The sequence below is a fragment of the Fibrisoma montanum genome (assembly GCF_003583365.1).
GTDB classification, from domain to species: Bacteria; Bacteroidota; Bacteroidia; order Cytophagales; family Spirosomataceae; genus Fibrisoma; species Fibrisoma montanum.
The window spans coordinates 478,777-502,784 of record NZ_QXED01000005.1 but is presented as its reverse complement, the minus strand read 5'-3'; the positions used below and the strand labels follow the sequence as shown (position 1 = coordinate 502,784).

The window sequence follows — 24,008 nt, the reverse complement described above, 5'->3', positions numbered from 1 at the left end:
GGGGGTAAACCAAAATCATAAAAATTTCTCAGGCTTCCAACCTTTTCGCGTCTACGTTGCACTTTGGTACGTAACAGTAGACATCATGTTCCGCTTGGCCACTCCCGCTGACATATCCGAATCCGACCTGGTCGAGCGATGCCGTAGTAATGACCGATCCGCGCAACGGCTGCTGTACGATCGGTACAAGCGGGCCATGTATACTACCGCGTTCCGTATTCTGAATGACTACGACAATGCCAACGATGCCTTGCAGGATGCTTTCGTGGACGTATTCCGAAACCTCGATCAGTTCAGTTTCCGCTCGACACTCGGGGCCTGGATCAAGACGATCGTGATCCGGCAGGCGCTTCGCAAGCAACAGCTCGAAGGCCGGTTTCTGACGCTTGATGAGAGCGCCCACGACCAACCAGTCGTTGTGCGCGATACGTTGACCGGTGCAGAACTGGATACGGCCATCCGCTCGCTTCCCGACGGCGCCCGCACGGTGTTCCTGCTGGTAGAAGTAGAAGGCTACGGCCACAAGGAAGTTGCCGAGATGCTCGGTATAGCCGAAGGAACCTCGAAATCGCAGGTGAATTACGCCAGGAAATTATTAAGACAGCGCCTATCATGACCATAAACGACCTCTTTTCTGACCTGCCCGAACACGACCCGGACGAAAACCTCTGGGCGCGGGTCTCGGCTAACCTGGATGCGGACGAGCGGTTAACGAAGGCCATCAATGACCTGCCGCACTATGAACCCAAAGCAGATCTTTGGTCTTCGATTGAACGTGAGTTGAGCAGCGAGGCCGGAAGTACCCGCGGCCCGGCAGCGACCGAAACTCCGGTAGTTCCCCATCCGGCAACGGCTGATCAGCGCGGCCAGCTTCGCCCGCTCTGGGGCTGGGTGGCTGCGGCAGCCGCGGTGTTTCTCGCAGTTGGATTCTGGCTAACCTTACCCCTCGAAGCAGACGAGCAGATACGGGTTGAATACGCCGTAGAAACTGCCTCCCCCACCCCGACAACGGCGCTGCCGGAATCTGAACCCACATCGGCCGACGAACGGGCCGAAGCGTTTATCGCCCAGCAGTGCCTCGAACAGCGGTTCGTTTGCCAGCGCCCCGAAGTGCACGAACTCCGCAATCAACTGACCGACTTAAACGCCGAGCGGGAACGCATCGAGAAAGAACGGCTGACCTTCGGCGACGATCCAGCGCTAATCAAAGCGCAGATTCGGGTCGAAAACCAACGAGCCGAAGTCACTAAAGAGCTTATTACCCTCCTGCGCTCATGAAACTCCTGAAACTCATCGCCCTACTGTGTATCCCGCTTCCAGGATTGGCGCAGACGTCCGTGCAGGTGGTGACCAAAGTCATTGAGAAAGACCTGCCTTACACCAATGGCCAACGACTGCACCTGAACGCCCAGAAAGCCGACGTAACGATCAAAGGCTGGAACCGCCCCACGGTTTCGGTTACGCTCCGGCTCGTAGCCAAACACCCCGACCGATCTGTTGCCGAGCGCGAAGTGGCGTACCACCAATACACCCTCCAGACCAACGGTAACGAACTGGACTTATCAAACCGGTTTGTAATTCCGCAGCGGGCAGGCAAGTTGCAGAGCCAGCTTAAGGCTATTTATGAAGTGAGTGTTCCCAGTAAGGCCATTCTCTCACTGAATAATTCATTTGGCGATGTGACCTTGCGCGAGTTGTCCGGCGACGTATCGCTGAAGTTTGAGTTTGGCAGGCTGACGCTCGACGACGTAGCCGGCAAACTCAATATTACGTCCGAGTACGGCGATGTCGACGGTCGGGGTGTAAACGCAACGCTGGTCTGCAAAGCGCAAAAAGCTGATATCAGCCTGCTCGACCTCGGCGGAACAAGTCATATTGAAAGCCGGTACGGAAAGCTAACCATTGTGCCCAATGCGGCCACGCTCAATGCGTTACGTGTAGAAGCCGCCCGTACCGATATTGTCTTTTCTCCCCAGCGCGTGGCTGATTTCCGCTACGATGTCATGGCCGCGCAATCAACCATCCGCGTTCCGGAAGCCTACAGTAGTCAGGTGGGTAGCTACGGCGGTCGACAGACGTTCACGCTCCAGCCGGCCGGCCGAAAGACAGAGATTATTATTCACAACACCTATAGCCCGGTGACGATTCAGGGCGAACGATCCTTCAGCAGCAAATAAAATTAACACTAATCATATGCGCTACCCTTTTACCTCCATCCTACTGCTGTTTGCCATAACAGCCCATGCCCAGACTGACTCTGTTCGAACCGAGTACCAAACAGAAGACGATAAGATCTCTAAAGCCGAGGTCAAACGCTTCATCCGCTACATCACTCGTGCTAACGTAGAAGAGAAAACATTGATAAAGTTAGGATTCTGGCCGAACACGAGATTACTAGCGCAATCATCAAAGATAGGTTTTGGTGTCGGCCTTGACACAGATCTTTCTATTGAACGAAAAGTAAGCCCTTCCTTCTCTGTTTTGTTCGGTATAGAAAATTCAGTTGACTACTCATCAAATAAACTTGACAGAACTACTACATTTAATCCTCCATATAAAACTGAAATTCAAAGCCTTGCTGCATCAATAAATGCCAAAACAGCCATTCGCTACTATTACGGATTAGCCCGACGAATACGTCAAGGTAAATCGGCCAATAATCTATCAGGTTTTTATTTAGCAGCACAAGCCGAGCGTCCTATACTATTTTACTCGAATTATCGCCAGTATGATCCTATCAATGGAGAAAATCGTTCTTCTTCGAACACGCCTTTAAGCAAGCTTAATCAACCATCTTTTGCTTTTCAATGGGGAATTCAGCAACGCTTAGGTAGACGAGGCTATACTGATGTTAACATAGGACCAGAGATTACTACTTATGGAAGAAATTACATTTATAGAAGTATGTTAGGAGCTTCGTCGTATTCGTTCAGAATTAATGTCATTGTCGGATTAGGTTGGTAAGTACGTTAGCTGAACCTCAGAACCGTATCCTGACAATTTCATTAAAATTGCGACTGGGAAATAAAAGCCTAGCAGAAAATCCGGCCTTTGTCCATCGGATCAGGTTAATGTTTTTACAGAACAGTTAGCCAGACGGGTGACTGATGAAAGCGTAATCAACAACCAATCAGGATGGATATCAAGAACGTCGCCGTATTTGGATCGGGTGTGCTGGGCAGCCAGATTACTTTCCAAACCGCTTTTCACACGTTTAACGTAACCGTTTACGATCTGAACGATGAACTGCTCGACAAGGCAAAAACCCGCTTCATGGAGCTGGGGGAGCATTTTAAGAGAGATCTTGGCGCAGCTCAGGACGCAATCGATGCGACCTTTCATCGGATAAGCTACTCGACGGACATGACCCAGGCCGTTCAGGATGCTGACCTGGCCATTGAGGCTATCCCGGAAAACGTCAGGATTAAAAGCGATTTTTATAGTCAATTGGGGAAGGTGGCACCGGCTAAAACGATTTTTGCCACCAACTCGTCTACGTTGCTGCCCAGTCAATTTGCGGAGCAGACCGGCCGCCCCGACCGCTTCCTGGCCCTGCATTTTGCCAACAACATCTGGCGACAGAACACCGCCGAGATCATGGGGCACCCGGGCACCGATCCGGCCGTTTTTGATACGGTGGTTGACTTTGCCAAAGCCATTGGCATGGTGGCGCTTCCGATCCACAAAGAACAGCCGGGTTATATCCTCAACTCGCTGCTGGTTCCCCTGCTCGAAGCCGCCCTCCGCCTGTACGTAAAGGGCGTGGCCGATCCCGAAACCATCGACAAAACCTGGATGATCGCCACCGGAGCGCCCAACGGCCCCTTCGCAATCTATGATGTCGTCGGCCTGACGACGGCGTACAACATTACGCTGAAAAACGCCGAAGCAACCGGCGACACCGACATGCTGCAAGCAGCCCAACTGCTGAAAGAAAACTTTATCGACAAAGGCAAGCTAGGCGTAGCAACCCGGGCGGGTTTCTATACGTATCCCAACCCGGCGTTTCGGCAGCCTGATTTCCTGAAGTAACGCCCGCTGTCAGAGTTGTTTACTCAGACCGGCCGGTTCGGTAATCTTGGGTTCTTTGACCGATAGCCGGTCGCGAAGGTCGGTTACGGGGCGCTCGAAGAACTTGTACAGCAGCGTCGACAGCACCAGCACCAGCACCCAGAATAACCCGACTTTTGCCCAGCCGACTGTTTCGGACGTAGTAGGAATGCGCTCCACCATGTTGACCATGATGGGCGTCAGGTTGAGCAGATACATCGAATACGAAATGAGGCTGATGTGCGTCACGGCCCGCGCCCATACGGCGGGCCGCGCGGCATCGGCCGTTCGCCAGCCATCCATGTACGGCAGCAGCAGCGCCATGCTCAGGCCGGCTACCGGGAAGTAGAACGTCCGTTTGTAGAAAACGTACCCACTGTAAATTCCAGCCTCGACGTAGTACTTCAGGATAAAGATGGAGGCCGTAAACGCCGTCAGCATCGTCAGTAACAACCCGGCAATCAACGTCTGCCGACGAACGCGCGGATCATTCCACCAGGTCGGGAAGTACTGCTTGACGTAAGCGGCCAGCACCCCGTACGATATAGCGTCCAGCCGACTCAGCACAATCCCCCGGTAGCCCAGCTCCCCTTCCGAAATCGGTATCCGGATGGCATTAACCAATCGGTAGGCGTTTGTCCCCAGAATGATCAGCAGTACCGTCGACAGCACAATCCGGCGACGCGGCCAGTGAGCAGGCATCAGTGCGTGGAATAGCCACAGCACGAGCGGCAGGGTAATGTACGACCATTCTTCAATGGCCAGGCTCCATGTTTCCGGGAAGAAATCGGGGATGTAGCTGGCAAAGTTTTGCAGAAAAAAGAAGTATTTAGCCAGGGTTTCTTTCGGTGGCAGCGTATGGTGCAGGCCGCTCCGCCAGGCCCGCAGCAGGTTAAACGCCACCAGCCCGATCAGCACGAGGTAGTAGTTAGGCAGGGTTCGGAACCACCGGCGCGTCCAGAAGTTGAGCAGCAGATCGCGGTCGAACCGCCCTTTTTTCTCATACGACCGGATCAGGATACCGCCAATCAGGAAGCCGCTCAGGACAAAGAATAGCTCTACGCCGTCGGGCAGCAGGACATGCCAGAAACCGCCCCGGTAATAGTCTTTCAGCGCTACGGTAGCGTGAGCATCCACCACAATCAGGATGGCAGCCGCCCGCATAACGTCCAGCCCGAATACCCGCGGGACATGCGACACACCGAGCGAAAACAGATTTTTCAGCATAAGTACGATGAGCCGCAATCAGGGATTGGTCGGCCCGCGAAACAAAACTACGCTCATTTGAGCAGATTTTAGCGTGAAAATAGCGAATGGACTGGGTAGCTTTGCAGCGACAATAATTCAACCGATTGACTTTACGTATTGTATGACAACCGAATTTGGCCTCAACGCTGTCCATCAGTACACGTTCCGCTTCTCGCAGGCCGACGTGATTGAGTTTGCCCGTATTACCGGTGATAACAATCCGCTCCACCTCGACCCGGACTTTGCGGCCCGGACTCCGTTCAAACGCCCTATCATTCATGGCATGCTGGGGGCCAGCGTTTTTACCAAAGTGCTGGGTACCGAGTTCCCCGGTTTTGGCTCCGTGTATTTAGGACAAACCCTGGAATTTCTCCGGCCGATGTTCGTCGATACAGACTACGAAGTGACGTTTACGGTACAGGCCGTCAACCCGGCTAAACATACGGCCGAAATCCAGGGCGAAGTCCGCGACGTTCAGACGAAAAAAGTAGTGATGCGGGGCGTCGCTACGCTGATGCACCAGGAGAAGATATAAAATTTGTGGTTTGTAGTCTGGCCCGCGAACTACAAACCACGAACCACAAACTCTAAAACCACGGACGGCAAAACCACAAACCACAGAAAACCCCGCCGAAGAAAACGCTTGGGCGGGGCTAGCTTTGCTGGCCGGGGAGGCCTGGCCATACTGGCCGGTAGATTACGCTTTCTCGGCGGTGTTCTTTTTGTCCTGAACTTCCGAGCGGATGGTTTGTGCCAGGGTTTTCAGATCCTGCATGCCCTTGCGAACACGAGTACCTGCGGCCTGATTGTTCTTCTCGTAGAACTTTTCGAAATCGGCCTCCAGTGACATTACCAGATTCTTTACTTCATCGAAGCGTGCCATAGCGATACGTATGGGTTAAAGTGTGAAAAAATGCCCAAATTCCGCTAAAAACGCGGTTTTCGGCTGAAATTTAATGATTATCACACGCAACGCAATAGGCAAGCCAAAAAAATAGGCGAAAAATGCAACTTTTTGCAAAAAAGGCTATTCTGCGGCAGATTCGGCCGATATTTCAACCGTTTCGGGGGCTACAGCCGCTCCCGAAGCCGCCAGTTCCTGATAGTAGCCGCGCTGCAGCCGATCCGACACTTCCGTGAACGTTTCGAGGGTGTATTGAACGTCTTCCAGGGTATGCGCAGCCGTCGGGATAATGCGCAGCATGATCACGTCTTTCGGCACGACCGGGTACACCACAATCGAGCAGAACACCCCAAAATTCTCCCGCAGATCGCGCACCATCGCCGTCGCTTCCGGAATGCCGCCGTTGTTCTGCAACAGCACCGGAGTTACAGGCGATGAGGTATCGCCAATGTTAAAACCGCGCTCGCGCAGACCGCTCTGCAGGGCCTGTACGTTCTCCCACAGTTTTTCGCGCAGTTCGGGATGCTTCTTGATTAGTTCGAGCCGCTTCATGGCGCCTACGACGTAGGGCATGGGCAGCGCCTTGGCGTACGTCTGCGACCGCATGTTGTACTTGAGGTACATGATCACATCGTGGTCGGCCGCGATGAACGCGCCGATGGCCGCCATCGACTTGGCGAACGTTGAGAAGTAGATGTCGATGCCATCCTGGCAGCCCAGCATTTCGCCCACGCCCGCGCCGGTAGCACCCATCGTACCGAATCCGTGCGCGTCGTCGACCAGCAGCCGGAAATTGTATTTTTCTTTGAGTTTAACAATCTGATCCAGGCTGCCTACCTTACCCGACATCCCGAATACACCTTCCGTAACGACGAGAATACTCCCGCCCTTTTCGGTGGCCACCTTCGTAGCCCGCTGGAGGTTTTTCTCCAGGCTGGCCATATCGTTGTGGTTGAACTTGTAGTACTCTCCTAGTTTCGCTTTGTGAAGCCGGATTCCATCGATCAGACAGGCATGGCACTCGGCATCGTACACAATCACGTCGCGGTGATCGCAGATGGCTTCAATCGCCGACATAACCCCCTGGTAGCCGTAGTTGAGCAGGAAGGCGTCTTCTTTGGCAACGAAATCGGCTAACTGGCGCTCCAGCTTTTCGTGCAGGTCGCTGTTGCCCGACATCATACGGGCACCCATCGGGTAAGCCAGCCCCCAGCGCTCAGTAGCCTCGGCGTCGGCCTTTCGTACTTCGGGATGGTTGGCTAAACCGAGGTAGTTGTTCAGACTCCAGTTCAACATCTTCTTCCCCCGAAACACCATGTGCGGGCCCAGTTCGCCTTCCAGCTTTGGAAATGCGAAATAGTGGTGACCCTGTAACTGCTTTGAATACGACCCGATTGAGCCGAGGTTGGTGCGCAACTTCTCAAATAAATCCACTTTTAGCGGTATGTTTTGGCGTTAAACCCTTGTTTTTAAAGCGATAAGTGCAAAAATAGCCTAAATGTTTTTTTGCACCAAAATACACCCTAAATTTTGGGGAATGGTCAGACACCAAACTTCCGCAGGTTGTATACCAAACTGACTAGAAAATACCGTTTTAACACGCGGCTCTGCACATCTTCTACGTACGTATCGGTCGTATTGCGTACCAGACTGCGATTCTGGTTTAAGAGGTCAAAAACCTGAAGCCGCACTTCGCCTTGCTTTCCTTTAAAAAATTGTCGGGCTACCGACGCATTCCAGAGGGTGTAGCGCTGGTTGAAACCCGCCGACCGCCCCGACGTTGCGGTGTAGGTCAGGTCGCTTCGCAGCATGAAGTTAAAAGGCAGCTGCCAGTTCAGGTCGGCCGTGGCGTACTGCAACCAGAAGGCGGTATTCTGCCGGGGCAGCAGTGAATACGTAGCGGTCTGGTAGCTGATGTTCCCGCTGAGGCCGTAGTCAAACTTGCCGTTGAAGTTTGATTCCAGCCGTAACCCCTGCCCCACCGTTACGTTCTGCGACTCATTGCTCCGGTCGTTGATCAGACTGAGCGCCCGCGAGATGCTGCCGTTGGTGGTCAGGTTGATGTTCAGTTTGACGGCCTGAATCCTTCGGCCCAGCGCCAGGAAACCGTTGGCCGCCCAATAGCCGCCGATATTGACCGGCTGCGTCGTCTGCGCACCGGCCGCGTTCACGGTAGTAGCTGTTGCAATGCGGTTGTTGCTCTGGTTCAAAGCCGCAAACAGGAACAGACTTTTGGTACCGAGGCCGCTGGAGCCGTTGTAGGTCAGCGTAACGGTATTGTAAAACTCCGGTTGCAGGGCCGGATTGCCCAGCCGGATGGCCAACGGATTGGTGTTGTCCACGACCGGTTGTAATTGTGTCACCGAGGGCGCGTTCAGGCGGGTACGGTACTGAAGCCGCAAACTGCGGTTACCCGAAAACGTGTAGTTGAACAGCGCATTGGGCAGAACGTGAAAATACGGGCGGTTCAGACTGGTATCGACGGATCGGTTTTCGGCTCGCAGCTCGGCCTGCTGCAGCTCAAAGCCGAGGGCGTAGGTATAACGCAGGCGACGCGTCTGGATCGTCCCGCCCAGCCGGTGCGTATTGAAACTACTGGCAAACTGGTTCGACAGGTTCAGATTCCGGCGATCATACTGGCCGGTCGTTTCGTTGAAATCCGCTACGTCTCGGTCGGCCTGGTTTCGGTTTGTGCCGTAGGCGTAACGCAGTTCCAGCTTGCGCGTCAGCGACAGCGGCTCCGTGTAGGACACCGTGAGGGTATTCTGGGGGGCGTAGTTGTCCTGTCGGTTGCGCTGATCGAGCCGAAGCGGGCGTGGATTACCGCCGGTTGAGTCGTAGAACGTATTGACCGACTGGTTGAGGGCGTTGGTCAACTGGTCGTTCACGACTGTATTCAGGTTCAGCGACAGAGTCCGCCCTTCCCGCCGGAATTTTCGCATGAGCAGCAGATTGCTGTATACGTTCAGCCCGTCGCCAACGGAGCCGAAACGCGTATCGCCTTCGTTGAGCAGTTGCCCATCCGGCCGTGTCGAGCGACTCACGTTTCGGCTGTCGAAGCCACTGTTCTGCCACGATATGTTGGGTGTGAAGCGCAGGCTCGTCACGGAGTCCAGTTTCCAGTCAAGCCGGAGGTTCAGCCGGTGGTTGTTGACCCGGTTGCGCGAAAAATTGCTCTGATCGGTCAGCAGCGACTGACCCGGCAATATGCTTTCCCGCCGACTTTGCTGGTCGGTGGTCGTTACGGCCTGGTTGAAGAAATAGCTGGTAGCCACCTCCGCCTTTTTGCCCCACTTATCCCGGTAGTTGATACCGGCCGCTTTGGTCTCGATGATGTTGGTGGGCGACTGGTTTCCAAACGGATTTCCACCACCGGGTCGGCCCACAAAGACCGGTTCCTGTCCACCGCCCCCGGGTCCGTCCTGGAGCGTAAAACCCTGCTGGTTGAGGTTATTGGCCTGCCCCGTCACGGAGATCTGGCGACCATTATTAAACCGGTTGACGTTCAGCCGTCCCTGGTAACGCCCGTCGGTTCCGGCACCAACTGAATTCTGGCCAAAGTACCCTTTTCGTTTGTCGCGTTTGATGGTCAGGTTGATGGTCCGTTCGCGGTTGCCATCATCAATGCCCGAAAACTGCGACTGATCCGACGACTGGTCGTACAACTGTACCCGGTCGACGATGTCGGCGGGCAGATTGCGGGTGGCCATTTTCGGGTCGTTTCCAAAAAATGGCTTGCCGTCCACCAGCACCCGACTGACCGTCTGGCCCTGTGCCCGGATGGTCCCGTCGCGGCTTACTTCGACGCCCGGCAGTTTTTTCAGCAACTCCTCGACCTGCGCATTCGGCTGCGTCTTGAACGAACCGGCATTGAACTCCAGCGTATCCTGCTTTACCGTAATAGGGGGGCGTTCCTGCGTGACCACGACCTCGCCGAGCATACTGGCCTGTTCGGTCATGAGGAGCGTTCCAGCGTCTACAGTGGGGCTATCAGGTGTAACGGTAACGGAGCGAGACCCGTTTCGATACCCCACAAACGTTACCAGTACCCGGTACTGCCCCGGCGCTACGTTTCGGATCAGGAACCGGCCGTCGCCGTCGGTGATGGTAGCCGTTACGTAAGCCGAATCGCGGGCGGTAAGCAGCGATACGGATGCCGTTCGTAAGGGTCTGCCCGTTGCAGAATCCACGGCAATCCCCTGGAGCTGGGTCTTGCTGCCCGATTTCTGCGCGTACAGACAGGTAACTCCGCAGCCTACCAGGAAAAAAAGAAAGGAAAGTATACGCATTCGTATGTTGTTGAAACTGTTCAGAGGAGGGGTGACCCACGATTTGAGTCGTGGGTCAAAGGGACGCCAGTAGTGTCTTAGTTTCGCTCGCCCATCATCAACTGCTGGCGGAAATCCGCCATGGCTTTGTCCCGCAGATCAGTGAGCTTTTCGGGAGCAACCGTCTCAGCCTGGGCCTTTGGCTGAACGTCGTTCTGGTCGACGGCCGTTGCGGCCACTTTTGTCGCCCGGAACTGCTCCCGGTTACTTTCGACCAGCAGCACCACCCCCGATTCGGGCGTCAGTTCGCGGATAGGCGAATACGTAAACGGCAGTTCGGTCGTGAACCAGACGGTATACGTATCGTTGCGGTAGGGTACGGTGGCTTTGCGGCAGGTGTAGCCTGCAATCTTCCTGGTCTGATCGGTCAGTTGCCAGTTACCAACCCGCTTGATGGGGGCTTCGGCCCGGTACGTTCTGGCTTCTTTGTCCTTGCCGACGGTCAGCAACGTAATGGTTTTCTGGCCGGTGAGGTCCACAAATGTTTGCTCGTCGAATGGTCGGCCCATGTTGGTTGTCTGAGGAGCACCGCCCCCGCCGGGTCCACCTACAAACGTCCGGATAACGGCGTTCTGCTCCCCGCGATCTTCTTTGGCAAAGTTGCCGGCGAAAATGAGCTTCTGGCTGAAAGTGCGGGTGTCGGGAATATCGGTGGGAAAGTTGGGATCGCCGGGCTTGACCTCTTCGCCGTTGATCACGATCCGCATTCCCGACGGGTCAATCTTGCGGACCCCTTCGTAGGTAATCTGCCCCGACGTTGGCGCCTGAGCAAAGAGCGGATGGGACATAGCCCCCGCGAGGGCCAATAGGATACGTAGTGCGATTGCGTGCGTTTTCATGGAAATTTGTCTGGTTTGAAATGACCGTACAAACTTCCGGCACCGGAATGTAATGCACTGCTATTTAGTGTTAAACACTGTTAACGCCATTGTACAGCCAGGCTCAGCTACGTAGATTTGTATACGAAACCCCGAACGAATGAAACGGCGAATCCGCTCCATCTTCTGGCTGATGATCCTCTGTATCCTGGGCATCAATGCTTTCCAGGGGTACTGGCTTTTCACGACGTATCAGCTAAACCGTCAGCAGTTTCAGCGGACGGTGCAGGATGCCATGTGGCAGGCCGTTCAGCAGCAGCGCCTGACCGACGCCCGCGTGTTGCTGGGCAATGAGCCTGCTACCAAGGGCATTCGGAGTCATATGGTTATTCGGCGGTTCGGTGGGGATGCCGGCGATTCAGAACGTATTTTCATCAGCCAGGAACTGGATACGGTTTCTGCCCAGGTCCGATCGCAGGCTGAGCCCACGCGGATGATTGTGAGGAGCCGGAAGTCAGCAGCCCCGCCCGGCGTACCGGCTGACTCGCTGGCCAAACGGATTTCAAAGCTGCTGCTGCTCGATTGGGCGAAAGACACCGGGGTCAATCTCCGCACGTTTGCAGCAACGTACCGCTCCGAGCTGACTCAGCGGGGTATCGATGCTGATTTCAAGCTCGATACGCTGACCATCCGGCCCAAACGCTCCCGGGATAACGTATTTATTTTCAAGGATCTGACGGCGTCTGCTGCCAAAGAAAGTTTGTCCACTACCCCCATACCGATCAACCCCGTAAAAAACCTGTTTGTGCAGGCCTCGTTCACCACACCGACCCTGTACCTGCTGCGCCGGATGGGCTGGCTGCTGGGCAGCTCGGTGGTGTTGCTGGCCCTCACGACGGGCTGTTTTCTGTTCATGCTCTCGACAATTCTGCGGCAGAAAAAGCTGTCGGACGTGAAGAATGACTTCATCAATAACATGACGCACGAACTGAAAACGCCCCTGGCTACGGTCACGGCGGCCGTTGACGCGTTGCAGCATTTCGGGGCGCTCAATGATCCGCAGAAAACCCAGACGTACCTGACCGTTTCGCGCACTAACCTGCAGCGACTATCGGATCTGGTCGAGAAGGTCCTGAATCTGGCGGTCGAGGAGAAGAAAGAGCTGGTACTCAACCCCGAGTGGATCAGGCCGTCGGAGCTGGTGAATCAGATCATCAGCAACCACCAGGTAAAAGCCGACAAACCGGTTCACTTCGAGGTCGACATCCAACCCGGCGAGGAGCCCGTCCGGATCGACCGGTTTCATACCACCAATGCCATCAACAACCTGATCGACAACGCCATTAAATACTCTGGCGAGTCCGTAACGATCCGGATTACCAGCGGCAGGCAGGAGCGAGTCTGGCGGCTGTCGGTCAAAGACAACGGCATTGGCATTCCCAGATCGTACCAAGAGGCTATCTTCGATCGCTTCTTCCGCGTCCCGACCGGCAACCTGCACCCGGTCAAAGGGTTTGGACTGGGGCTTTCGTACGTTCGGCAGGTGATCGACAAGCACGGCGGTCAGATCGACGTCATCAGCGAACCCGGCGTTGGCAGCGAATTCATCCTGCTGATTCCCGAGACCGGTGGCGACGGCCACGCCCGCATCCGGAAATTTCCTATCCCCCTGTTTCGCACTCCTTCTCCCGCATAGCTTGCATGGCAACCGTATTATTGATTGAAGATGAATTGGCGCTGGGTATGATCGTTCGCGACAGCCTCGAAGTCCGCGGCTTTACGGTACAGTACGCGACCGACGGGGCCGAGGGACTGGCCCTGTTCCAGGAACAGAAACCCGATATTGTGGTGGCTGATGTGATGATGCCCACGATGGACGGCTTTTCGCTGGCCGAAACCATCCGGCAGACCGACGCCGACATTCCGATTATGTTCCTGACGGCCCGTTCGCAAACCGCCGACGTCGTGAAAGGGTTCGAGCTGGGCGGCAACGATTACCTGAAGAAGCCGTTCAGCCTCGACGAGCTGATTGTCCGCATCAACGCCCTGTTGAAACGCCGACAACTTCCCCGTCTGGCCGAGCAAACGCCACCGCCACCGAGCCTGCTGGCGATTGGCCGCTACCAGTTCGACCCGCCCAAACAGAAGCTGATCCTCGACGGCCGCGAAGATTTCCTCTCCCACCGCGAAGCCGAACTGCTCCGGCGGCTGTATGAGCAACGGAACCAGGTTCTTGAACGGAGTGCGGTGTTGCAGGAACTCTGGGGCGACGACAGCTTTTTTAATGGCCGCAGCCTCGACGTATTCATTACGCGGCTCCGGCGCTACCTCAAAGACGACCCGCAAGTCCAGATCGTCAACATCCGGGGCATTGGCTATAAACTGATTGTGTAATTAGCGGCTATGTAACACTTATACAATAATTTTGTTATCTTACACGATCAGTATGTGGTGAACTTAATTACTCTAACGCTATGATTCATAACCCGCTTTTTGCCAGAGCATTTCACATGTTTTTGTTAGGAGCACTTGTAGTTGTAATAGGATGCATTTTGTTCATTTCAGGCAACCAGGTACCAGGAAGGATACTTTTAATTAGTGGCGTATTCTGGGAAGGATATACACTTTATAGCTACTTCAGAATCCGAAAACAACACAAGGACTCAGTTTAATAAGTGGATTGTCTTTTTAAGTCCTGCTACTCAGTTCAGAGCAGGACTTCTTATTCAGTGTTTTGGTTTCGTTTTGAGGAACCGTTATAAACCCTCTTTACAATGGCAATCGCCTGGCTTATATCAGGAACTGTGTTGGTTTGGTACTGCACCAGGGCTATTCGGACGAACCCCAACCGACCGAACTGGAGCAAAGCCGTTTCGGCCACGCTGCTTTGGCCGTTCTCTCTGTTCATGAATCGGTATAAGTGATTCCGCGCTTGATACGAGACTTTTCGCTGATCCATGCCGACGTCATTGTATTTATTTCCAACCTTTTATGACGCATAAGGGTCTCTTGTACATTGCGAAATGTAAAAGTCTATGCGCTACCTATTTACGTGTGTAAGTATTCTACTGCTCAATGCCGGCTGTCGGGAGCAGAATGAAGTGGTGCCCCTGGATGCTCCTGTTGCGTCCCTGGCAGATCTGCCTGCTACGTATCAAGCCTTCCAGGAGGGGGCCAAGATTGCCGGACGTCTTAAACGTGAAATTCAGAATGGCAATACCACCGGAGAGTGGCGTTACAACCAGCGCGGCCAATTGGTTGAATGGCGGATCATCCGATTTAACGCCGTCGAATCAGCCCTTCAATACCGCTATGATGTGAATGGCCGCTTACGTTATGTGCAGCACTTTTCTAATAATTGCGGCTATTCGAGTGTATTCAATTGCACGGGTCCAGTGGAATGGACAAGCTACGATGAACTGTCGACCGACGGGGCCGGACGCATTACTGAAAGCCGGACGTACCTTAAGGGTAATGGTGACTGGGATTTTCGTAGCAAGAGCCTATATGACTATACTGCTCAGGGACAGCTCACTAAGGTAGTACGATCTGATGCACAAGGAGTAGGCACGCTTACACAGACACTAACGTATGATTCTCGCGGCAACGTAGTGGCTGTCAGGGAACAGAACAGCACAGCAACGGCTGATCTTTCAGACCGCACGTTCACGTATGAGTATGGCACTGGCCGTAATCCTTATTTCAATACGGTTCACTACCCTGCCGCCCTGTTTCTAAGCCCCAACACACAGGTGGCTCAGGGATTGACGTACGAATACCGTCCCGATGGCCTACCAGGTCGTATTGTCCAGAACGGGGGGGCTACTGAGCTGGAGTACTACTAAAACGGCTAGCCAACAACCGCAGGGTACGCAGCAAACCATTTTTCGGTAGCTACCTACATACGGCCCCATCTAACCCAATTCTTAAACACGTTTAATTCTGACCGATCAGTCCTGAGGGGCGTAGGCTATAAACTGATTGTGTGAACCGGCCAAAACTGCTAAGTTTACGAACTTGATTCGGCCGTCGGACGGCTGAATCATCCGCGACTCAATCAGACGTCACTTCATGCCCGAAATCAACAAACTCCTCGTCGCCAACCGGGGCGAAATTGCCCTGCGTGTCATGCGTACCGCCCGCGAAATGGGCATCAAAACCGTTGCCATTTACTCTGAAGCCGACCGCAATGCCCTCCACGTTCGCTACGCCGACGAAGCGGTTTGCGTAGGTCCGGCCCCGTCGTCGGAGTCGTACCTGAAAAGCGACGTCATCATTGACGTATGCAAACGCTTAGGCGTCGACGCCATTCACCCCGGCTACGGTTTCTTATCCGAAAACGCCAACTTCGCCCGGCAGGTCCGCGAGGCCGGTCTGATCTTCGTTGGTCCATCGCCCGAGAGCATCGAGATCATGGGCAGCAAACTGGCCGCCAAAGCCGCCGTCGCGACCTACAACATCCCGATGGTGCCCGGTACGCCCAGTGCCATCACCGACCGGGCCGAAGCCAAAGCCATCTCGGCCAAAATCGGTTATCCAGTGCTGATTAAGGCCAGCGCCGGTGGGGGCGGCAAAGGCATGCGGATTGTCGAGAACGACGCCGAATTTGACGAGCAGATGGACCGCGCAGTGAGCGAAGCCCTGTCGGCCTTTGGTGATGGCTCAGTGTTCATTGAGAAATACGTTACGTCGCCCCGCCACGTCGAGATTCAGGTGCTGGGCGATCAGCACGGTAACATCATTCACCTCTTCGAGCGCGAGTGTTCCATCCAGCGCCGTCACCAGAAGGTCGTCGAAGAAGCGCCCTCCGCCATCCTGACGCCGGAAATTCGCGACGCGATGGGCCGGGCCGCCGTGGACGTAGCGCGGGCCTGTGGTTACTACGGTGCCGGCACGGTGGAGTTCATCGTGGATGATCAGCTCAATTTCTACTTCCTCGAAATGAACACCCGGCTCCAGGTAGAGCACCCCGTCACGGAACAGATTACGGGCGTCGATCTGGTGAAGCAGATGATCTACATCGCCGAGGGCAAGCCGTTGCCCATTAAACAGGAAGACCTGGCCATTAAAGGCCATGCTGTGGAGATCCGTGTGTATGCCGAAGACCCGGCCAACAACTTCCTTCCCGACGTCGGTACGCTGGAAACGTACGTACGGCCGCAGGGCAACGGCGTTCGGGTCGACGACGGTTTCGAGCAGGGCATGACCATCCCGATTTACTACGACCCGATGATCGCCAAACTCATTACGTACGGTGACAGCCGCGAGGAAGCCATCCAGAAGATGATCCGGGCCATCGATGAGTACCAGATTACGGGCGTCCAGACGACGCTGCCGTTCTGCCGGTTCGTGATGGAACACGAAGCGTTCCGGTCGGGGCAGTTCGACACGGGCTTTGTGGGCCGGTACTTTACCCCAAATCCCGATGTGCTGATTGCCGACGCCGACCCCGCCGAAGCGGAACTGGCGGCCGTGCTGGCGGCCTGGCTGATGCAACAGCAGAAGCCAAAAACGAATGGCACCAGCATTCAGGTGGCACAGCCCCGGAGCAAGTGGAAAACAAACCGGTTGAGCTGACGTACGTTTTCGGTAAATTAACGTGAATTATGGCTACGCATCTGATCCATGTAAGCCGGTTTTGCCATTCCACTTGTTAGCTGTCCTTTAGTGGATTAAGTTGGCACGTATCCATAATTCACTGTAAATTAGTAGCCTGACCCCAGCAATGTATGGAAGCCGTTACACTCAAATTGCCTGACGCACTGGAAGAAGACGCCCTACTGCGTTTGCCGGCCACCTGGGATGAGTACCACAGCCTGGTTGATACGTCACCCTACACCGTTCAATTCTTAAACGACGAGATTATTGTGGGACAAGCTACCCGTCAACATGAGTCATTGGTTATTGTTCTGGCAGTTTTGTTATCAAATTATTTTACTGACCGAGTAGGGTATGATGTGTTAGGCAGCAATATCAAAATTGCGATACCCAACCAGGCTGGTGATTTCAACGCTGACCTTTCCGTTGTGAAAGAACCCGTTGAATACGGCACCACACCCGGCGGTCGCCCTTCGACGGTACGGATTCAGAATCCGGAGATTATCGTCGAAGTACTGTCGAAGAGCACCCGCCGGTTTGATCTGATGGAAAAACTGACGTATTACAAGCTCATTCCCTCGCTGCAATACATGCTGTTTGTTGACCAGGACCGACCATTCGCTTCGGTGTATTCCCGAACGAATGTACCGGACGAGTGGCTCAATCATGACTATCGCTCACTGGATTCGGTGGTTCGGTTGGGGGCTCTCGAACTACCAATGCAGGCCATTTACCGAAAGACTGACTTTACAACTCCATGATACCTGTCGGGTATGCTATCAACCCCGACCGATCGATCACGTCCATGAAAAACTTTTTTCTTGTTACTCTCATCCTGCTCTGTTCGAAAGTTTGCCTCGGCCAGTCAGCCGGCAGCACCAGCGACACAACACCAGCCGGCATTACCCGGGCGATGCTCGATAAGGCTCCCGACAGCGAACTCGAACGAATCGTCATGGATGCGCTATCGGAACGGGTCAACAAGGACCTGGCCAGGGAGTATGACGTCATCAAAACGCTGTCGAAAGGGCAGCGGGCGGTCTACATTACGTGGGTACTGGAAAACGAGGTCACAAACGGCGGCTTTTTTCAGTTCTTCCGCAATACGCCCGATCAGTTTGCCGAGCTTGCTCTGGAAGGCATTCAGGTGCTTGGCGCTACGCCCTTCGAGGACATCATGCAGGAGGCCAGCGAAACCTATAACGAGATGAAGCCGGACCTGGACGTTCTGAACTTGGCGTCCCTGCAACTGCTCAGCAAAAAAAGCCCGGATGAACCGTTGCACGAGGTGGACGCTGAATTCCAGTCGATGAACGAACGGCAAAGTCTGTCTGCGTTCCGGATCAAATACATCAGGAGTCATAAAGACGAGTTTGTGAGCAAGTAACCGGCCCGATTACGGGATCTTGCGTACTTAGGTTGTTGTTTACATGGCAGCTCCGTTCGCCAGATAGAACTTGTACTCGGGACGACTCACTCATCCAGTATACTATTAGTTTTTAACGCCCCTGACGGAAAAGAAGGCATTTCAACCAGTCATCAACAAGGCAAAAAAAGGCAACTATAGCTCAGAAAAAACCAATGAATCCGACTGTCGGAATCACCCCGGTTTCTGTCGGTATTGCCCCCATTCAGGTGCTGCGTTTGTCGTATTTTTGAGACGAACAACAGATACCGATTGATCACGAATGGAAGCAAGTATGACTCTACCCCCCTCATCCGCACAGGCTGTCGACCGAATACCCCGGTTGTTTTTCACGATCCTGGTCAACTCCCTGACGGCCTCTCTGACGAATAACTTCGTGTGGTTCGCCGTTACGTTCTGGGTGTATCTTCAGACAAAATCCGTGGTAGCCACCTCGATCATGGCCGGCGTGTACACGGGTACAGTTGCGCTGTCCGGCTTTTTTCTCGGCTCACTGGTCGACCGCTACCCGAAAAAATACGCGATGCTGCTCTCTAGCGGGTTGACCTTACTCCTTTACCTCCTGGCCGCTGCCATTTACCTGACAACCCCGGCGGCTACTCTGAAAGACCCATCCAGCATTGCCTTGTGGGCGTTCATTATTCTGTCGCTTCTGGGCGCAATTGCGGGCAACATACGGTCCATTGCGCTGGCTACGGTGGTGACGATTTTTGTACCTGCCGAACAGCGCGACCGGGCAAATGGCCTTGTCGGCACGGCCAACGGGGTGTCCTTTCTGGTGGCCTCCATCTTCAGCGGACTGGCGATCGGTTTCATCGGTATGTTCTGGACCCTGGCGGTGGCCATTGGCCTTACGGCCGCCGTTATCGCTCATCTGCTGACGGTAGCATTCCCCAAACAGGAAATAACCTCTACCGAAACCAAGAACGACAGCATCGACATTCGCGGCACGATCCGGGCCATTCAGCTCATTCCCGGCATGTTCGGCCTGATTTTTTTCAACACGATCAATAACTTCCTCGGGGGCGTCTTTATGTCGCTCATGGACGCCTACGGGCTGTCGCTCGTATCGGTTCAGATGTGGGGCATCTTGTGGGGCTTCCTGAGTCTGGGATTCATCTTTGGCGGACTGGCCGTGGCCCGCGTTGGGCTCGGTCAAAAACCGCTGCGAACGCTCTTTCTGGCCAACATTGCCATGTGGACGGTCTGCGTGTTCTTCACCATCCAGGCTTCAATTATTCTGCTCGCTACCGGGATGTTCATCTACCTGTGTCTGATTCCGGTGGTCGAAGCGGCCGAGCAGACCATCATTCAGAAAGTGATTCCGCCCGAACGCCAGGGCCGGGTATTTGGTTTTGCCCAGAGCATTGAACAGGCCGCATCGCCCCTTACCGCCTTGATGATCGGTCCTATTGCACAGCTTATCTTTATTCCGTTCATGACAACCGGAGCCGGGGTAAGCCTGATCGGTTCCTGGTTCGGTACGGGTTCTGACCGCGGGCTGGCGCTGCTGTTTACCCTGACCGGCCTGATTGGTCTGGTGATCACGCTGCTGGCTATACGATCAAAAGCCTACCGTACGTTATCATCGGCCTATTAACCCCATTGCCCTGCCTATGCCCACAGGCAGGGCAACCCTTTTGTTTTCCGCATGACCCTTCTGACAACCAAACGCCTGCACCTTCGTCTGTTATCGGTTCAGGACGCACCCTTTATCCTTGACCTGCTCAATACGCCGGCCTGGCTCACGTACATTGGTGATCGTGGCGTACGAACGCTCGACGACGCCCGTCAATACCTTCTTCGGGGACCTCTGGCGAGCTATGAACGGTGGGGGTTTGGCCTGTATCTGGTCACTCGCAGGCCTACCGATACGCCCATTGGCCTTTGCGGTTTGTTACAACGCGAAACGCTCGACAAACCAGACATCGGCTTTGCCTTCCTGCCGGACTACGTTGGGCACGGATACGGTTTTGAAGCAGCCTCAGCCGTTCTGGCCTACGCACACACAACCCTCGGCATTGATACGGTAGCCGCCATTGTCACCCCGGAAAACCAGCCGTCCATCAAACTCCTTGAAAAACTGGGCTTACAATTCCGGAAACGGGTTACGCTGACAACCGACAGCGAAGAACTGCTATTGTTTGAAAGCACAGCCCCTTAATTCACAGAGTCAATTAACTCATCAGGGAAGTTTTGAAATTGGAAGCCCCATCAGGCTATTTTTGTCATCCTGCATTTTTTGTCATCCTGAAGTACGAAGGATCTTTGGCAAAGGCTGAAAAACCAGTAACTACCGCAGATCCTTCGTATCTCAGGATGACAAAAACGGGCTACACTATTTGTAACAATACTTTTTCAACCCGTCTGACCTCATGAAAGGACAACACCACTACGCGCTGACCGTCCAATGGACCGGCAACAAAGGCCAGGGCACGAAAACCTACACGGCCTACGACCGGAGTCACACCATACAGGTGCCGAACAAAGCCGACATCCTCGGGTCGTCGGACCCGGCTTTTCGGGGCGATCCTACCCGGCACAATCCTGAAGAGCTGCTGGTGGCTTCGCTGTCGACCTGCCACATGCTCTGGTTTCTGCACCTCTGCGCGCAGAACGGCATTGTCGTAACGGATTACGTCGACAACGCAATGGGTATCATGGTCGAAACCCCGGACGGTGGCGGGCACTTCACCGAAGTTACTCTTCACCCAACCGTAACCGTTACGGAGGACGCTATGATTGACCGTGCCAACGACCTGCATGCCCAGGCGAACAAGCTGTGCTTTATTGCCAACTCCTGCAACTTTCCGGTGCATCATCAGCCGAAATGCCGGGCAGCGACCGCCGAACCGTCCGTTAATTAAACACCTGGATCAAATCAGTAGAAATACTGTCTTGCGCCGTTTTGCTGGTGAATACCCTGAACAATGTACACAATCCGTTTTCATGTCCGGGCCGCCTGTCGGCTCGGTGCCTTAGTCTGCACACTGACGGCTCAGGCGCAGACTGTCTCTGAGTCGATCCGGCTCAACCAGATCGGTTTTTATCCCAGTGCCCCCAAAAAAGCCGTGGTGGTCGGCGAGTCTGGCGCCACGTTCCAGGTGGCGACCTCAGATCTCAAAACCGTAGTATTTACCGGTACCCTCTCCGCCCCGCAGACGAACCCGCTGTCGGGCAAGGTGAATCGCATGGCCAACTTTTCGGCGGTCACCAAACCCGGTACGTACGTCGTGGTCGTGCCGGGCATGGGCCATTCGTACCCGTTTGAGATCAAGCCGAATGTTCACCAGGCCGTTGCCGCCGGGTCGATCAAAGGATTTTACTACCAGCGGGTATCGGTTGACCTGCCCGCCCGCTACGCCGGCAAGTGGAGCCGCCCGGCTGGTCACGCCGACTCGCGGGCGCTGGTTCACGCATCGGCCGCATCGCCGGGTCGCCCGGAAAATACAGTGATTGCTTCCTCGCGGGGGTGGTACGATGCCGGCGACTACAACCGGTACATCGTGAACTCGGGCATTACGATGGGCACGCTGCTGTCGCTGTACGAAGATTTTCCCGCGTACACCACCTCGCTGAAAGTTGACATTCCGGAATCCGGCAATCAGTTGCCCGACCTACTCGACGAAGCGTTGTGGAACCTGCGCTGGATGCTGACCATGCAGGACCCAGCCGACGGCGGAGTGTACCACAAACTGACCAACGCAAAATTCGACGGGATGGTCATGCCCGACAAGGCAACCAAAGACCGCTACGTAGTGCAGAAAAGTACGGCTGCTACGCTCGATTTTGCGGCCGTGATGGCCCAGGCGAGCCGGGTGTTTCGGCGCAACAGCCGGACCGTACCGGGACTGGCCGATTCGTGTCTGACGGCGGCTGTCAAAGCCTGGAACTGGGCCAGACAGAACCCGGCCGTTCTGTACGAGCAGGAAGCCATGAACCGCCAGTTCGACCCCGATGTATCGACGGGAGCGTACGGCGACCGCGACGTAAGCGACGAATGGATCTGGGCGGCTGCGGAACTGTACGTCACCACAAAAGACGATGCCTACTACACCGCCGTCAACCTGTACCCCGACGACAAAACGCCCCTGCCCTCCTGGAACCAGGTACGCACGCTCGGCTATTACACCCTCGCCCGCTTTGCCGACAACCTGACGGCCACGGGTAAAAAAGACGTACCCGCCCTGAAGAAACGCCTGACTCTATTTGCCGATGGGCTAATTCAGGGCACCGATCAGAACCCGTACGGTACGGTGATGGGCAAATCGGCCCGCGACTACATCTGGGGCAGCAGTTCGGTGGCTGCCAATCAGGGCATCGCGCTGATTCAGGCGTATCGGCTGACGAACGACAGGAGCTACCTTGGCCACGCCCTGGCAAACCTGGATTTCCTGCTGGGCCGCAACGCCACCGGTTACTCGTTCCTGACCGGCTTCGGCGACAAACCCGTGATGCACCCGCACCACCGCCCGTCGGTGGCCGACGGCGTTGACGAGCCGGTACCGGGCCTGCTTTCGGGTGGTCCCAACGGTAACGCGCCCAAACAGGACAAGTGTCCCGGCTACACGGCTACGTCGCCGGACGAGACGTTTCTGGACAACGACTGCTCGTACGCATCCAACGAAATTGCCATCAACTGGAACGCGCCGTTTGTGTACCTCGCGGCAGCGATCGAAGCCCTTCAACCCGAATTTAGATTTAAGTAAGTGCTGATTTAACCACTCCGGCACCGCGAACTGAGAACAGGCATAAGAAGCGACCAGCGGCTCAGTGCCGTCTCGGTGTACCTGATGCCCCGTTTACCCAATTAACCCCTCTAATACAATGAAACGCAGACAATTTGTGTCGGCCTCCGTATTGGCCGCTTCCGCCCTGACGACCGCGCAGGCCGAACCTAAAGCGCCTAAAAAAGAAGTATACGAACTACGTACCTATCAGCTTCGCGGTGGCTCCAGTCCGGCCACCGAAAACTACCTGAAAGATGCGCTGATACCCGCCCTGAACCGGCACAAGATCAAGAACGTAGGGGTGTTTAAGGAGATGAGCAAAAGCGAACCGGCCAGGCTGTACGTCCTGATCCCCCACCCTTCGTGGGACGAGTACGCCAACCTGGCAACGAAGCTGGCCGACGACAAAGCGTATGCCACGGCCAGTCAGGCATACGTCAGCCTGACGCCCGACAAAGCCCCCTTTGCCCGCTATTCGACCACCCTCATGAACGCCTTCGATGCCCTGCCCAACATGGTGATTCCTAACCGGGAAAGTCGTATCTTTGAGTTGCGAACGTATGAAGGATTTGCGGAGGATGCCGTTCGGCGGAAAGTGAAGATGTTCAACGTGGATGAACTCCCTATTTTCAATAAAACCGGGTTGAATCCGGTATTCTTCGGCGAGGTAATGGCCGGTGAGCACATGCCCTGCCTGACCTACATGCTGACGTTCAAAAACATGGACGAGCGCGATGCCAACTGGAAGCAGTTTGTCGACAATCCGGACTGGAAACGCGTATCGCAGTTGCCCGAATACGCCAACACGGTGTCAAACATCATTCGGGTATTTCTGGAACCAACCCCCTATTCACAGATTTAACGGAGTTTTAGTCATCAACCTGTTGTTCTATTACTGTGGAAAGA

The 24,008-nt window shown here is 54.8% G+C and carries 22 protein-coding genes; 17 read left to right on the top strand and 5 right to left on the bottom strand.

Annotated features, from left to right (window positions below; genetic code table 11):
- The first annotated feature begins 85 nt into the window (after positions 1-85).
- From DYU11_RS19045 to DYU11_RS19030, 5 genes are all read left to right on the top strand, one after another.
- Complete coding sequence (locus DYU11_RS19045) at positions 86-616, top strand: RNA polymerase sigma factor (protein ID WP_119669289.1); 531 nt, start codon at positions 86-88, stop codon at positions 614-616.
- On the top strand, positions 613-1,278 hold the full coding sequence (locus tag DYU11_RS19040; RefSeq protein WP_119669288.1) for a hypothetical protein: 666 nt from the start codon (positions 613-615) through the stop codon (positions 1,276-1,278). Before DYU11_RS19045 ends, DYU11_RS19040 begins: the two co-directional genes overlap by 4 nt.
- Positions 1,275-2,177 carry a DUF4097 family beta strand repeat-containing protein gene (locus tag DYU11_RS19035; protein ID WP_119669287.1) on the top strand — a complete coding sequence of 301 codons (903 nt, stop codon included), beginning with the start codon at positions 1,275-1,277 and terminating at the stop codon, positions 2,175-2,177. The genes DYU11_RS19040 and DYU11_RS19035 overlap by 4 nt, the downstream gene beginning before the upstream one ends.
- 16 nt (positions 2,178-2,193) lie before the next feature.
- Positions 2,194-2,964 (top strand): hypothetical protein, encoded by a 771-nt coding sequence (locus tag DYU11_RS33005; protein ID WP_147367971.1) that lies wholly within the window; start codon positions 2,194-2,196, stop codon positions 2,962-2,964.
- Positions 2,965-3,135: 171 nt separating this feature from the next.
- Positions 3,136-4,032, top strand: coding sequence for a 3-hydroxyacyl-CoA dehydrogenase (locus DYU11_RS19030; RefSeq protein WP_119669286.1), 897 nt, complete (start codon positions 3,136-3,138; stop codon positions 4,030-4,032).
- Between the two features lie 9 nt (positions 4,033-4,041).
- Here DYU11_RS19030 and DYU11_RS19025 read toward each other — a convergent pair whose 3' ends face one another.
- Positions 4,042-5,277, bottom strand: a complete 1,236-nt coding sequence (locus DYU11_RS19025) for an acyltransferase family protein (protein ID WP_119669285.1) — start codon at positions 5,275-5,277, stop codon at positions 4,042-4,044.
- Between the two features lie 142 nt (positions 5,278-5,419).
- On the opposite strand from DYU11_RS19025, the gene DYU11_RS19020 reads away from it, so the two are divergent.
- Positions 5,420-5,833: a MaoC family dehydratase gene (locus DYU11_RS19020; protein ID WP_119669284.1), complete on the top strand. Its 414-nt coding sequence runs from the start codon at positions 5,420-5,422 to the stop codon at positions 5,831-5,833.
- Between the two features lie 162 nt (positions 5,834-5,995).
- Here DYU11_RS19020 and DYU11_RS19015 read toward each other — a convergent pair whose 3' ends face one another.
- From DYU11_RS19015 to DYU11_RS19000, 4 genes are all read right to left on the bottom strand, one after another.
- Positions 5,996-6,181: a BF3379 family histone-like protein gene (locus DYU11_RS19015; RefSeq protein WP_009281143.1), complete on the bottom strand. Its 186-nt coding sequence runs from the start codon at positions 6,179-6,181 to the stop codon at positions 5,996-5,998.
- A 144-nt stretch (positions 6,182-6,325) separates the two neighbouring features.
- On the bottom strand, positions 6,326-7,636 hold the full coding sequence (locus DYU11_RS19010) for an aminotransferase class I/II-fold pyridoxal phosphate-dependent enzyme (protein ID WP_119669283.1): 1,311 nt from the start codon (positions 7,634-7,636) through the stop codon (positions 6,326-6,328).
- Positions 7,637-7,743: 107 nt separating this feature from the next.
- Complete coding sequence (locus tag DYU11_RS19005; protein WP_119669282.1) at positions 7,744-10,491, bottom strand: TonB-dependent receptor; 2,748 nt, start codon at positions 10,489-10,491, stop codon at positions 7,744-7,746.
- 77 nt (positions 10,492-10,568) lie between these two features.
- Positions 10,569-11,369, bottom strand: a complete 801-nt coding sequence (locus DYU11_RS19000; protein ID WP_119669281.1) for a GLPGLI family protein — start codon at positions 11,367-11,369, stop codon at positions 10,569-10,571.
- A 139-nt stretch (positions 11,370-11,508) separates the two neighbouring features.
- On the opposite strand from DYU11_RS19000, the gene DYU11_RS18995 reads away from it, so the two are divergent.
- From DYU11_RS18995 to DYU11_RS18945, 11 genes are all read left to right on the top strand, one after another.
- Positions 11,509-13,044, top strand: coding sequence for a sensor histidine kinase (locus DYU11_RS18995; RefSeq protein ID WP_119669280.1), 1,536 nt, complete (start codon positions 11,509-11,511; stop codon positions 13,042-13,044).
- Positions 13,045-13,049: 5 nt separating this feature from the next.
- Positions 13,050-13,742, top strand: a complete 693-nt coding sequence (locus tag DYU11_RS18990) for a response regulator transcription factor (RefSeq protein WP_119669279.1) — start codon at positions 13,050-13,052, stop codon at positions 13,740-13,742.
- Positions 13,743-14,383: 641 nt separating this feature from the next.
- On the top strand, positions 14,384-15,193 hold the full coding sequence (locus DYU11_RS18985) for a hypothetical protein (protein WP_119669278.1): 810 nt from the start codon (positions 14,384-14,386) through the stop codon (positions 15,191-15,193).
- A 226-nt stretch (positions 15,194-15,419) separates the two neighbouring features.
- Positions 15,420-16,925: an acetyl-CoA carboxylase biotin carboxylase subunit gene (gene accC / locus DYU11_RS18980; protein ID WP_119669277.1), complete on the top strand. Its 1,506-nt coding sequence runs from the start codon at positions 15,420-15,422 to the stop codon at positions 16,923-16,925.
- Positions 16,926-17,077: 152 nt separating this feature from the next.
- Positions 17,078-17,707 carry a Uma2 family endonuclease gene (locus DYU11_RS18975; RefSeq protein ID WP_119669276.1) on the top strand — a complete coding sequence of 210 codons (630 nt, stop codon included), beginning with the start codon at positions 17,078-17,080 and terminating at the stop codon, positions 17,705-17,707.
- Between the two features lie 44 nt (positions 17,708-17,751).
- A complete protein-coding gene (locus DYU11_RS18970; protein WP_158600313.1) occupies positions 17,752-18,333 on the top strand; it encodes a DMP19 family protein in 582 nt (193 codons plus the stop codon).
- 313 nt (positions 18,334-18,646) lie between these two features.
- The gene (locus tag DYU11_RS18965; RefSeq protein ID WP_119669462.1) at positions 18,647-19,972 is read left to right on the top strand and encodes an MFS transporter; all 1,326 of its coding nucleotides are present in this window, start codon (positions 18,647-18,649) and stop codon (positions 19,970-19,972) included.
- A 51-nt stretch (positions 19,973-20,023) separates the two neighbouring features.
- Positions 20,024-20,536 carry a GNAT family N-acetyltransferase gene (locus DYU11_RS18960; RefSeq protein WP_119669274.1) on the top strand — a complete coding sequence of 171 codons (513 nt, stop codon included), beginning with the start codon at positions 20,024-20,026 and terminating at the stop codon, positions 20,534-20,536.
- Positions 20,537-20,747: 211 nt separating this feature from the next.
- Positions 20,748-21,239, top strand: coding sequence for an OsmC family protein (locus DYU11_RS18955; protein ID WP_119669273.1), 492 nt, complete (start codon positions 20,748-20,750; stop codon positions 21,237-21,239).
- A gap of 63 nt (positions 21,240-21,302) precedes the next feature.
- Positions 21,303-23,081, top strand: a complete 1,779-nt coding sequence (locus DYU11_RS18950; protein ID WP_119669272.1) for a glycoside hydrolase family 9 protein — start codon at positions 21,303-21,305, stop codon at positions 23,079-23,081.
- Between the two features lie 118 nt (positions 23,082-23,199).
- Positions 23,200-23,964 (top strand): NIPSNAP family protein, encoded by a 765-nt coding sequence (locus DYU11_RS18945; RefSeq protein ID WP_119669271.1) that lies wholly within the window; start codon positions 23,200-23,202, stop codon positions 23,962-23,964.
- The last annotated feature ends 44 nt before the right edge of the window (positions 23,965-24,008 follow it).